The sequence below is a fragment of the Bacteroidota bacterium genome (assembly GCA_016720935.1).
Taxonomy (GTDB): Bacteria; Bacteroidota; Bacteroidia; order AKYH767-A; family 2013-40CM-41-45; genus JADKJP01.
Map to the genome: position 1 here is coordinate 835,185 of JADKJP010000007.1, position 13,211 is coordinate 848,395.

9 protein-coding genes are annotated in these 13,211 nt (G+C 36.9%); 8 read left to right on the top strand and 1 reads right to left on the bottom strand.

Features of this window, described 5'->3' with window-relative positions:
• Positions 1–89 precede the first annotated feature (89 nt).
• Complete coding sequence (locus IPP86_17485) at positions 90–929, bottom strand: hypothetical protein (GenBank protein ID MBL0140293.1); 840 nt, start codon at positions 927–929, stop codon at positions 90–92.
• 134 nt (positions 930–1,063) lie between these two features.
• On the opposite strand from IPP86_17485, the gene IPP86_17490 reads away from it, so the two are divergent.
• The 8 genes from IPP86_17490 (at position 1,064) to IPP86_17525 (ending at position 13,030) form a co-directional block, all read left to right on the top strand.
• Positions 1,064–1,582, top strand: a complete 519-nt coding sequence (locus tag IPP86_17490) for a hypothetical protein (GenBank protein ID MBL0140294.1) — start codon at positions 1,064–1,066, stop codon at positions 1,580–1,582.
• 34 nt (positions 1,583–1,616) lie between these two features.
• Entirely contained in the window at positions 1,617–3,326 is a 1,710-nt protein-coding gene (locus IPP86_17495; protein ID MBL0140295.1) for a tetratricopeptide repeat protein, read from the top strand.
• 273 nt (positions 3,327–3,599) lie between these two features.
• Positions 3,600–5,201: a T9SS type A sorting domain-containing protein gene (locus tag IPP86_17500; GenBank protein MBL0140296.1), complete on the top strand. Its 1,602-nt coding sequence runs from the start codon at positions 3,600–3,602 to the stop codon at positions 5,199–5,201.
• Positions 5,202–6,070: 869 nt separating this feature from the next.
• On the top strand, positions 6,071–7,831 hold the full coding sequence (locus IPP86_17505) for a SprB repeat-containing protein (protein MBL0140297.1): 1,761 nt from the start codon (positions 6,071–6,073) through the stop codon (positions 7,829–7,831).
• A gap of 28 nt (positions 7,832–7,859) precedes the next feature.
• The gene (locus tag IPP86_17510; protein ID MBL0140298.1) at positions 7,860–10,025 is read left to right on the top strand and encodes a hypothetical protein; all 2,166 of its coding nucleotides are present in this window, start codon (positions 7,860–7,862) and stop codon (positions 10,023–10,025) included.
• Between the two features lie 34 nt (positions 10,026–10,059).
• Positions 10,060–10,947 (top strand): hypothetical protein, encoded by an 888-nt coding sequence (locus IPP86_17515; GenBank protein ID MBL0140299.1) that lies wholly within the window; start codon positions 10,060–10,062, stop codon positions 10,945–10,947.
• A 41-nt stretch (positions 10,948–10,988) separates the two neighbouring features.
• Positions 10,989–11,450: a T9SS type A sorting domain-containing protein gene (locus IPP86_17520; protein MBL0140300.1), complete on the top strand. Its 462-nt coding sequence runs from the start codon at positions 10,989–10,991 to the stop codon at positions 11,448–11,450.
• A 2-nt stretch (positions 11,451–11,452) separates the two neighbouring features.
• On the top strand, positions 11,453–13,030 hold the full coding sequence (locus tag IPP86_17525) for a T9SS type A sorting domain-containing protein (protein ID MBL0140301.1): 1,578 nt from the start codon (positions 11,453–11,455) through the stop codon (positions 13,028–13,030).
• Positions 13,031–13,211 lie beyond the last annotated feature (181 nt).

A 13,211-nucleotide genomic window follows, 5' to 3' on the forward strand; every position in this document is an offset into this window, starting at 1 on the left:
CTTTACAAACCCTTGCCGGAAGCTATTTTGCGGTATTTCAATGAATACCTGAGAAATCCTGCAGGCCGACAAAAGCCTGATAAATTCGATTATTCCTCAGTATTCTCAAGCAGACGGATTTCGTGATCCGATAAATCGATCCGCTGATCCTTGAACAAACCTCCGATCGCTTTCTTAAAAATCTTCTTACTCATTTTAAAACGGGCGTATATTTCTTCAGGCGAACTTTTATCGCCCAATGCGATCAGTCCGGCATTCGCTTTAAGTTGCTCCACAATTACATTCATCGCTTCCCGCACTGCGTCATAACCTTCCGGTTGCAAACGCAAATCAATTTTTCCATCCTCTCGAACAAGTTTGATATACCCGCGAAGAGAATCGCCTTCCTGAATCCCGGAGAATACTTCATTCGCGTAAATCAAACCTTCATGACGATTGTTGATGATTGCTTTATATCCCAGGTCAGTTTTTTCGGCAATCAACAAGGAAACCTCATCGCCTTCTTCGTAATCAGCGTCCTTTTCAATGTGTTTCCCCCATCGCGACGTAGCAGAAATTCTTCCGGAAACATCATCGATCATGAGGTAAACGAGATACTTCCCTCCTTTTACCATTCCCGTACGTTGTTCCGCATATGGGACAAAAATATCCTTGGCGATTCCCCAATCCAGAAAAGCACCGTGAGCGTTCACATCTTTCACGGTAAGAAATGCAAAATCTCCGACGCAGGCTTTTGGTTTCAGCGTTGTCGCGATAGGACGGTTTTCATTATCCAGATAAACAAACACATCCAGAAAATCTCCTGTAGATACCCCTTCAGGTACATACTTTATGGGTAACAAAATATCCGCTTCACCATCACTCAGGTACAAGCCAATGGTCGCGGCGCTTTTTACTCTCAGACGGTTGTATTTACCTATTTCAATCATTGAACGAAGGTAGTTTAATTCTGCTTAGCACCATCGGGGCCAACATTTCAAAACAAACATTCTTGTGTTTATTTTGAACGATGTTCAATAAAATAAATATATTTACGAAGGATGATTCAATACTAAACATTTACATGATGACTTATTCTACTCCTCTGGATAGCCCGGAACCTCCCGCTCCAAAATCTTTACTTCCGAAATTGGAACTAATTTGCATTTCGGTGGCTGTCCTTGGTATGCTCTTCAAAATAATGCATTGGCCTTTTAGCGGGATGCTGCTGGTCTTTTCGCTTGGGGCATTGGCAACAATTTATTTTCTGCAGACAGCAATGATATTAAAAAGAAACCCGCCTCCTGATATGAGAAGCCGTGTTGGCGGAATGGCCTGCAGTATCGCGACTATCGGAATCCTCTTTAAAATTCAGCACTGGCCTGATGCTAATTTTATGCTGATTCTGGGTGCAGCGCTTTTATTTGTTTTAATATTCACAGGCTATATCATGGGCAAACATTCAGAATTTCTGAGAAGACAAATCATACTCATGATTTTCGCCCTCTTGCTCTTCTGGAAATACAACACTTATTTTCCACCAAGAAACCTGTCTGAACAGACTGACGGCACTCAGGTAACCGACAGTTTAATAAAGCAATAATTTCAATGAAATAATTTGTTTTTCATTTATTCATATGTCCAATTCGAAAAAGAAAAATATTCCTGGCGGTTCCGGAAAAATTACTTCATCTAAAGAAAAGTCCCCACCTTCCCGGTTGAAATGGCTGGCCATTATTCCATTGTTGATCCTCACCTATCTTGTTTATACTCCGGCCCTGAAAAACTCAATCACCGGCTGGGACGACAGCAATTACATCACCGAAAACAACGACATCCGGGAGCTGAATTCAGCATTCATCAAAAAAAGTTTTTCTCCGCATACAGGATATGTGATGGGAAACTACCATCCGATCACCATGATTTCGTATGCGGTTGAATACAAAATCAGCAAGCTTGATCCGAAAACCTACCACACCAACAATGTACTCCTGCATTTAATCAATGGCATTCTGGTTTATTTATTTATCTGGTTGCTTTCAGGAAGAATACTGGTAGCTTCCATCACTGCGGCGCTTTTTCTACTTCATCCCATGCATGTCGAAAGTGTTGCCTGGATCTCCGAACGAAAAGATTTACTCTATTGCCTGTTTGAAATGGCCGCTTTGTCGGCTTACATCTTGTATATACGAAAAGAGAAAAGCGCGTATTATATCCTTTGTTTCATTTTCTTCATTTTAGCTTTGCTGAGTAAAGCGATGGCAGTAGCCATGGTTGGACTTCTCCCTTTGCTGGATTTTTATTTCAACCGAAAATTAACCCGGACAAAAGTAATTCTGGAAAAGATTCCTTTCCTTATAGTTGGTGTCATCGCCGGATTGGTAGCCATCCAGGCTCAGAATGAATTTGAAGCAATCGTCACCACTGTACGCCCATTATACGACAGATTCCTTTTCGCAGGATACAGCTTTATCACCTATTTCTGGAAATCCATTTTACCAATTCAACTTTCAACTTTTTATGATTATCCAAAAGCCGGAACTTATTCATGGTACATCGTTTTCCCAATCTTATCACTTGCGCTTTTAGTTTTGGCATTCTTCAGTTTACGCAAAACAAAAAAAATATTTTTCGGTTTCCTGTTTTTTACTTTCAGCATTGCACTGATCCTTCAATTGCTTCCTGTCGGTGGCGCGATGATGGCGGAACGATACACCTATATTCCTTATATCGGCATTTTCTTTTTAATTGGAGAAGGAATAAACTTCCTGTATCAAAACCGAAAAAAACAGGAATACAAAACCTGGTATCCGGTTGCAGCATCCGCTCTTTTTCTTTTTCTGATTGTCAATTGCAGTATCACCAATGCCCGTTGTAAAGTATGGAAAGACACCATCAGCATCTGGGACGACGCTCTCGGAAAAGACCCGAACATCATCAAAGGATATGGCGGTCGTGGCAAGGGTTATATCGACAAACAAATGTATCCCGAAGCCATTCGTGATCTGAACAAAGCACTTGAACTAAAAACCGACTACTCGGATGCATATTACAATCGCGGACTCGCCCATTATTTTCTGGCGAAACAAAATCAGGATGCCGGCAATATGAATGAAGCTATGAACTATTACGAGCTTTCCATTCGCGATAATTCAGATGCAATCAAATACAATCCCAAACTCGCACGAGCCTATTACAACCGCTCCGGCAATTATTTCATTCTGAAAAAATACGATGAGGCATTGCAGGATGCATTAAAGGCAAAAGAACTGGGAATGGAAGTTGAGCAGGCTTATCTGGATGTATTGAAGAAAAATATTTTACCGGGCAATAACCCGGTTCAATGAAATTCTACTTGCTTGCTGGGTCAAGTCTTTAACGCCAGCCTGTGCGCAGGCGGACTTGACCCTACTCTAAGTCAAAAGCCTAATAAATGTATGAATTCAATGAAATAACTTACGGATAAACTTATGCATGTAATCCATATAAATTTCATATTTGAACTTTATTAATTTTCAGATCCAACCTTTTCTTTTCAGTTATATTTCATTACTATTGATATTCCATTTTCTGCTGAATCAGAAGCAGCAATTGTACTTAGGATCATTAATTCTTTTCACATGAACAACATCGAATTTTATCCCTTCACTAAATTCCGGTCAATTGTCATCATAATTTCCTGTATCCTTTCCTGTTTGAACTTTCAATCAGCCACTGCAGCGATTTCTTGGCAACATTGTTATGGAGGATCTGATGACGACTTAAGCATGAATCTGATTCAGACCAGAGACCATGGATTCCTTGTTGTTGGAATGACCAGTTCAATTGATGGCGACCTTGCAAATACTACAGTGCATGGATTTGATGACGTTTGGCTATTACGGCTTGATTCAAATTTAAATCTTGTCTGGAAAAAATCCTATGGAGGTAGTGGAAGCGACATAGCTTTAGATGCGGCTCAAACACCTGACGGAGGATTCATCATCGCCGGCAATACTGACTCAAACGATGGAGATGTTACTGCAAATCATGGAAACGGAGATATCTGGATATTTAAAATTGATTCTCTCGGAAATTTACAGTGGCAGAAAAGTGTCGGTGGAGCAGAATACGATTGCCCCTTAAGTGTCCTGGTAAATTCATCAAATAAAATTTTAGTTTGCGGTGGTACAGAATCCTCAGATGGAGATTTCACCGTGAATCATGGCTGGATGGATGAATTTGTATTACAAATGGATTTATCCGGAACAATTAATTGGATCAAAACCTATGGAGGATCCGATGATGATGTTGCCTACGAAATAATTGAAAACTCGGTAAATTCTTTTATGGTAATAGGTTATGCCTTTTCTGACGATTATGATGTGAGTTTAAATCATGGTGCCGCAGATATCTGGCTTACAAAAATTGACAACCTGGGTAATCTTCAATGGGAGAAAGTGTATGGAGGATCGGAAGATGACATGACTACCAACGTCTGCAAGCTCCCCGGAGGTAAATATTTTTTTGCAGCCAATACATACTCTTTTGATGGAGATGTAACCGGCTATCATGGCAATGGAGATTATTGGACTGTGGTTGTAGATTCCGCATCCGGACAAATACTACATGAAAAGTGTTTTGGAGGAACCGATGAAGATTCGCCCTGGAGAATTTCCAAATCAATCGACGGTTCTATCATCATTACCGGTTCCAGTTTATCAAATGATGGAGATGTAAATAATAATTACGGTGATTTCGATGGATGGATTCTTCATGTTGATACAGCTCTAAATCCAATTTGGTCCACTATTGTGGGAGGATCAGCAGAGGATGATCTTTATGGAATTTGCGCGAATAATGATGGGTCTGTGCTTCTAACGGGTTATACCTATTCCAATGATCATGATGTCAGTGGAAATCATAGCATAAACAGTGATATTTGGGCTCTGAAACTTGATTCACAAACCGGCATTCTTTCAACCGGACAATCAAAAATTAATCTACAGATTTTTCCCAATCCATCCGCAGGAGATCTCTTTGTAAATACCGATAAAGATCTATTTGAAGGGAAAGTTATTATCAGAGATATCAATGGACATGAAGTTTACAACAACATGCATTCATTCAGAAAAAATGAAGTTCTAAAAATTCCGATGACCCTTTCTTCCGGTCTGTATCAGATTAACATTTTCGATAATTCTGAAATAATCTATTCAAAGAAAATTATTGTTGCGAAGTAATTCGGGGTAAGAAACATTAGAAACAATAAATAAATTACAATCTATAGTATAGACTTTTTTTCTAAAGAATAATTCACAATTGATTAAAATTTCACATATCCACAAATATCAATTGATATGTATTGCATAATTCCTACTTGTATTTGACGGTTCAAATTAGTAAACTGATCAAGATAATACATTCAAACTGTATGCATATATGAAATTTATCTCTATATTTTTATTTCAGAATTCACGAAAATTTGTATTATTGCCATTACATACTCCCGCTGGGCCAAGTCTTTAACGAAAGCCTGTGTGCCAGCGGAAAATTATTGTTTCGAAGTAATTCGGGGTAAGAAACATAGAAACAATAAATAAATTCCCCGCTGGGCCAAGTCTTTAACGAAAGCCTGTGCGTCAGCGGACTTGGCCCGTTATTAAGACTAAGACCTTAGAAATATAATCATTTTATTCAATTCAGCTGCATACCCAAGAACAGTTGAGTATTATAGAAATAAAATAATAAAAGTAACTCACTCCAAAAACATCATTGGTGTGTTAAAATATGCAATCTCAAAAGGCATCCCCAATGATATTGAGTTAAATAATAAATGGAAAAAAGTGATCAGTGTATCTAACTAATTCAATTTTCAACTTGGTTCAATACTATACAATATTACTAATGAAAACTGCCTTAACTTTTAGGATTTGAACCGTAATTTATAATCAGTCTAAATAGAATTTAAGTAGACTATTAATCTTTTTCTCGTCCTTTTGTCATTTTTGGCGAAACCAACTTTTTCAGTTGTTAATCCAGTAATTAATTTGTATACATTGTGGAAGCAATTGCAAATAGTCTCCAAAACATTTTCAAAAAGAAATTCATCATGAAAAAGAATTCAATCATTTACATTTTATTCCTATTCACTTTCATTCTTATTTCAAACTTATCACACGGCTCTGACCTGGATGTAGTCATCACCATTATTAAGTATCCAAGCGGAACTGACATTACTTGCCATGGAGTGCATGATGGAGCAATGGAGGCCGTAATAGTTGGCGGAGTTCCGCCGTATTCATATCAATGGACTAACGGAACTTTCACCGCGTATACCAAAAAAATCACGAACCTTGTTCAAGGTGATTATGTATTCACTGTAATCGATGGAAATAATGACACGGCATTCAAAAGTGCAAAAATTTATGATGTAACAGCTATAACAACTTCACCGGAATTAACGGTTTACGAAGGAGGATATAATATTTCTTATCAAGGTGCAGATGATGGACAAATCCATTTAAGCCCTTCCGGAGGTACTCCACCCTACACTTTTCATTGGAGTAATGGAATTGACGAAGAAAATCTGGGAAGCGTAACCGCGGGAACTTATACTGTTACTATCACAGATGATAATCAATGTACACATACTGCTTCCTTTACTATGACTGAACCAACACCACTTCATGTGGTTAGTTTATCAAGTCCCTTGCAACATGGGTATAATATTTCTTGTTATGGAGGATCCAATGGCAGTTTAAGTTTAACAGTCGATGGTGGGGTTCCTCCTTATACTTATTCATGGAATGTTGGAGACACTACAAATTCCATAGATTCATTAAAGATAGGTACTTACACTGTTCAAATATATGATGCGAATGCCGCACATCTTACTCGTTCAATCGTATTGACAGAACCTGCCGCAATAAATTACGACCTCGCAGCTACGACATATGGTAATGGAAAGAATACTAGTTGCTTTAATTGTTCAGATGGTTATGTCACTAGTAATGCAAATGGTGGTGTGAGTCCATACACTTACTTATGGAATACCGGCCAAACAACTGCCAACCTTTCTGCGGTGATCGCACGAAATTATTCTCTTGTCGTCACTGATGTAAATGGATGTACCAAATCGAAAGAAATTACACTTACACAACCAGATAGAGAAGATTGGACTGTAAAAGGAAATGCCGGAACAAATGCAGACTCAAACTATATCGGCACAAATGACAATAAAGATTTCAGAATCCGGACTAACGGAACAGAACGCTTGAGAATCTATAGTACAGGAATGGTAGAGCTAAAAAGTGCCTTAAAAGTGGACACCATTTCGAGCGACAGTCTTCGATCAGTATTTGTGGATAGTCAAGGTGTTTTAAGAATTGGATCACACGGTACAAGTCAGCAACCATGTGTCACACCAACAAATAGATGGGTGACAGATTATTGTAACCATACAAATGATATTTACAATCTTCCGACAACAGGGAATGTTGGAATTGGTACTTCACAAATCCCTTCCGGGTACAAGTTGGCCGTAAATGGAAAAATTATTTGTGAAGAAGTGAAAGTAAAACTACATTCAACCTGGCCAGATTTTGTTTTCAAGCCGGAATATAAACTGATGCCGCTGCATGAATTGAAACAATTCATAAATCAGAATAAGCATCTACCTGAGATTCCTTCTGCTTCAGAAGTTGAACAATCCGGGAACAGCTTGGGTGAAATGCAAACAAAACTTCTTCAAAAGATTGAGGAATTGACACTTTACTTGGTTCAGCAAAACGAAAAGATTGAAAAGCTTCAATCCGAAAACGTGAATCTGAACACCAAACTAGATGCACTTTCTGTGCAAGTGAAAAAGTAATGTTGAACAATTCTTAAACTATTTTGCCATGCAAAAGATTATTCGTTTTCTTGTCGCTTTTATCTTGCTTGGGTTTTGCTTGCATAATAATCAAGTATTTGCTCAGTTACCAAGTGCACCGATTATTGATACACCGCTAACAACTTCAAAGACTTATTTTTACAATGGAGAAATTATTGTTCCATATTCATCCGGACATGTTAGTGTAACAAATAATTCCTCTGTGAATATTCTTTCTACGACAGAAGTAAATTTATTGCCAGGATTTACAGCTTCAACGGATTCTGGGTGTACTCAATTTGTCGCAGGCATTCAAGAATGTCCCACAATAGTTTATTCAAAAAAAATAAGTAATATCAGTTGCTTTGGAGCAGCCGATGGCAGTATTTCAATAGAAAGTAATATCGACCTAACCAACTATAAATTTGTATGGTCAATTCCTGGCGATAACAAGCCTTTAAGAAATAATTTAAACAAAGGGACATATTTGTTCACAATGGTTGATCCTTCAGGATGTATTAATTATGATTCTTGTGCTGTGATTGAACCAGATTCTATTTTTGCAAATTTTTCATCAATCTCAACATCATGCGGAGATTCGAATGGTGTTGCTACTATTCATTTGCAAGGGGGAGAACCTCCATATTTTTATAATTGGTTCCCATATGGAGGAAATGATTCGGTAGCCACTGAATTAACATCTGGCATATATGAAATTCTGGTAAAAGACTCTAATCACTGTGTTCAGAAATATTTTTTAACTCTACCTGATTCATCAGGACCAGAAATAAATGTTGATAGCATTAAATATTTAATGTGTACGAACACAAACACTGGCGCTATTTTTACACATGTAATTTCAGGAAATGGTCCATTTCAATATGAATGGATAAACTCAATTGACACAACACCGTCATTGATTAATATCCCTTCTGGTATGTACACAATTATGGTTAAAGATTCTAATCAATGTAAAATGTTCAAATCCATTACCATTCCTGAACCAAGCCAAATGTCATCGACAATGATTTCTAATAATACAACATGTGGCCAAACAACTGGAAATGCGATTTGTGTTGTATCTGGTGGTGTACCTCCGTATCATTTCGAATGGTCTTCTGGTTCAATTGATTCCTTTATTGTTCAATTAAATTCAGGAAAATACTCTGTGATCATTTCGGACGCTAATGGGTGTATGATAAAAGATAGTGTTGAAATTTTAGAAAATGGTGGTCCTGCTATAGAAGTATTTAATTTAGCCAATCTAACATGTTTTGAAGGGAATGATGGTAAAGCAAAAGTAGAAGTTACATCAGGAAATGGCCCTTATCAATATTTATGGCTACTTGATAGTACTAATACTGATACCATTAGTAATCTTATTGCAGGAATACACAAGGTTAGGGTAACAGATAATAATGGCTGTTCCACTATGGGTCAGGTTAATATTTATGATCCTCCAAGAATTTATATTACATTATTATATGATCCCCCTACAACTGATAGTTCAACTGATGGAAATGTATATTCACAAGTTGAAGGAGGAACTCCGGAATATACTTATCAATGGTCAAATAGCAATACACAGGGACCGGATCTATACAATGTACCAATTGGAACTTACACATTAACTGTAACTGATGCTAATGGTTGTCAGACTAGTCAAGGATTGAGAATCGCTTCTTATTTTAATGGGTGTTATCATGCTAATCCTTCCGTTGTGTGTCAAACTCAAAGTCCAAGCCCATGTGGAACAGGATATTGTTACAAAGACATTTATCTGGATTTTGGCGCTGACCCTACTGGGAATTATAATTCTACTTGTGCATTTTCTGCAGCTGTTGATTTTTTTAATGCAAGAAATGGGCACGGAATATTAAACATTCCTCCTGGAACTTATATCGTCGGGGAACAAAGTCGCGGTGGTGGCTTCTATCTAACAGGTCAAGATATTATGTGTTTCAATAATTGTGAAGATTTGGTGATTCAAGGAAAAGTTGTTGGTACTCCTCCTAAAATTAAATTTGAGAATTGTATGCGATTTGGAATGTTTGATCCTTCAACTGGTGATAGATACATATTCAATACAGGCAACTGTTGTGATTTATCTCAATGTGGAGCTTTTCAATACCCGTATTGTGCATTTACAGGTTCATTTTTAGTTCTTAGAAATTGTAAAAAATGTTATAGTTAGAGACCTTGAATTTGATGGCAATAATGAAAATTATATGTATGGAGGACATTATTGTGATGGAATTCAATTGCCATCGGATGGCATATCACTGCAGACTTCAACATATGTTTCCATTGATAATCTAAATGTTCATAATTTTGGAAGGGATGGAATTGTCATTCTTGATAATTACTACCCCTATTATAAATTTCATCATAGCCTGGATATAACCATTAGTAACAGCAAGTTTAATAAGAATGATCGTGTAGGATTAGATTGGGGAAGTGGAAGTGTGATTACCTTCACTAATACTCAGTTCAATTACAACGCTGTCGGTAGATTTAGTAGCCACGAATTGGTTGGTGCTGATTTTGAATATTTTGGGGGCAACTCAATTGGCGTTGGTAAATTTTTTGATTGTGAGTTCATGTACAATAAATATTGTGGGCTAGAAGCATCTGCTTTGAATTCTTTTGGTGCATGTAAAAATCACGTTTTTACTCGTTGTAAATTTGCCGCTAATGAAGGATATACTCCAGCTTTTACATACACTATCATGGTTCCTAACCCAAATTTTAAATTTGAAGGTTGTGAATTTTATGGAACAGTAACTGCACCTTATCCAGCAAGAGATTGCCAAACATGCACAAATAATAACAACACAAAATTTGTAAAAGTTTCTGGATTGTTTGGTTCAAAGTGTCGTTTTATTGAAGAATATAATAATCTTAGTCATAATAATAATATATACGATGATTGTGTGGGACCTCCATTTAATACAGATGCAGGTTACATGATTGAATTTCAAGCTTGCGCTAGAACATTGTTTCAGGACTGTGACTTTATTAGTAATAAGGAAAGTAGAATTGCATATTTCTCTGGGGTATTGACCCGTGGAATTTCGTCACATTGCAGCGTTGCAATTTCTATAATTACGGATTAAGAGTTAATAATACACTTGGATCGATTTATAATTTCAATAATTTGAATAATAACTTGTACACGGTAAGTAATGGCTCATATGATTTTTACCCACCATTTTATTTCACAAATCATCAAATTCTCCCCAATCTTCCATGCACCAATAAATTAAGAAGAGCACCTTATTTGAATGAGGTCACAGATGCATATAATTGTTATATGTGTCTTTCAAATATACCTGCTACCTGTCCTGCAGATTGTTATCCGTGCACTGCTAGGTTAACTAGTCAAATTACTAATGAGGGGATCGATTTTTCCATTTATCCTAATCCAGTATCCAACACTTTATTTATTGAAAATGCAGCGATTGGAGATGTTGTGAAAGTGTATGATTCCATTGGAGATTGTGTATATTGGAAATCAATCAAATCTAGTACAGATGAATTTGATGTACACAATTTAAATCCTGGGATTTATATTATTAAAATAAATAATTCCAATTTTTCTAAGTTTGTAAAATTGTGATCATGAATAATAAAATTAAATATTGCTTTACACTTTTGATATTATTTTTAAGTCTGGGTAGTGCATGTTCTCAAGCGCCACTTATTTTATGGGAAAAATCTTTTGGTGGCACATCTTCTGACGCACAGATATCAATTAAAGCTTTAACTGATAACGGTTTTTCATTGGCAGGAGCAGCATTGTCAAACGATGGAGATATTTCCAACAATCACGGCAATTCAGATTTTTGGGTTTTAATGATTGATAGTATTGGAAATGTAATTCATTCAAAATGTTTCGGAGGGAGTGCAGGAGAAAGCGCAGCATCCATTGATCTTACAAATGAAAGTGGATTTTATATTGGTGGAGTAACAAGTTCGTGTGATGGAGATGTTACAGGTTGTATAGGAAACAGTGATTATTGGATTGTTAAAACTGATAGTAATTTAAATGTTATTTGGCAACGAGTATTAGGTGGCACTGAAAATGAAGACTTAAAATCTCTAAAATCTACGAATGATGGGGGTGTTATTCTCGCAGGAATTTCTAATTCAAATGATGTTGACGTTATTGGCCAACATGGTTGTAGCGGGTGTTCAGATGATTTTTGGATTGTAAAATTAGATTCTTCCGGAAATCTGCAATGGCAGAAAACTTTAGGAAGTATTTATTATGATCAATGCAGTGATATTTGTTTGGCCAATGATGGTGGATATGTATTAGTAGGAAATGTTGAATTGGATGGCGGAGATGTATCTGGAACGCATGGTCATACCGATTATTGGGTTGTAAAAATTGATAGCCTTGGTCAATTTGTATGGCAACATTGTTTTGGCGGAACGCTCGATGAACAAGCCATTAGTGTAATTTCAGATAGAGTTGGTGGATACTTCGTTTCTGGTGGTTCGATGTCTAATGATGGTGATGTAACAAACAATCATGGGTACTTCGATACCTGGGTCGTTAAAATCGATTCCCTAGGACAAATAGTATGGCAAAATTCATTCGGAGGATCTAATTCTGACTATCCCGTTTCTATGAAATTAACGGAAAGTGGTGGTTTAATAATATTGAGTGAAACTTTGTCAGATGATGGGGAGGTGACAGGATTTCATGGCTTGATGGACAATTGGTTAATTTGTATAGATTCATTAGGGAATTTACTGTGGCAAAAATGTCTTGGTGGTTCGTATTTTGATCATCCTGCTTCAGTTGTATCATTGGATAACAGTGATATTCTAATTTCCGGGTATTCGAATTCATTTGACGGTGATGTCACTGGAAATCATGGAGGATTAAATTGTTTCGATCCCGACAGTTGTTTTGATGCTTGGATTGTGAAACTTGGATTTTCTACCGGGATTGATAAATTCGTAAACGATACTATTATTTCAATCTACCCGAATCCCTTGAATTCGGTACTTAATCTAGATAATTTAAAACCGGGAGAATTGATTTCAATTTATACTGGCATTGGTGTAAAAATAATGGAATTCAGAGTTTCAAGTACCTTTCAACAAATATCCTTCGCAGGATACTCAAATGGTTTGTATTATATAAAAACCGAGTATGAACCTCCTAGATTAATAATTAAAATGTAACGGTTTTATGAATTATTTTTTTCAGAAACTCATAGGATGAACTATTTCAACCAGTGAAAGTAGATTAAAAGAAAAATTGGAATTAGAACTTGAGTAAATGTCGGAATTTGAAAGAAGTACAGGGAAAAATGGTGTTCCTCCTTCCCGCTGGGCCAAGTCTTTAACGAAAGCCTGCGCGTCA

Coding starts and splice junctions, on each gene's coding strand:
- IPP86_17525 (MBL0140301.1), top strand. CDS start 11,453: ATGAATAATAAAATTAAATATTGCTTTACACTTTTGATATTATTTTTA.
- IPP86_17510 (MBL0140298.1), top strand. CDS start 7,860: ATGCAAAAGATTATTCGTTTTCTTGTCGCTTTTATCTTGCTTGGGTTT.
- IPP86_17485 (MBL0140293.1), bottom strand. CDS start 929: ATGATTGAAATAGGTAAATACAACCGTCTGAGAGTAAAAAGCGCCGCG.
- IPP86_17500 (MBL0140296.1), top strand. CDS start 3,600: ATGAACAACATCGAATTTTATCCCTTCACTAAATTCCGGTCAATTGTC.
- IPP86_17505 (MBL0140297.1), top strand. CDS start 6,071: ATGAAAAAGAATTCAATCATTTACATTTTATTCCTATTCACTTTCATT.
- IPP86_17495 (MBL0140295.1), top strand. CDS start 1,617: ATGTCCAATTCGAAAAAGAAAAATATTCCTGGCGGTTCCGGAAAAATT.
- IPP86_17490 (MBL0140294.1), top strand. CDS start 1,064: ATGATGACTTATTCTACTCCTCTGGATAGCCCGGAACCTCCCGCTCCA.
- IPP86_17515 (MBL0140299.1), top strand. CDS start 10,060: ATGTATGGAGGACATTATTGTGATGGAATTCAATTGCCATCGGATGGC.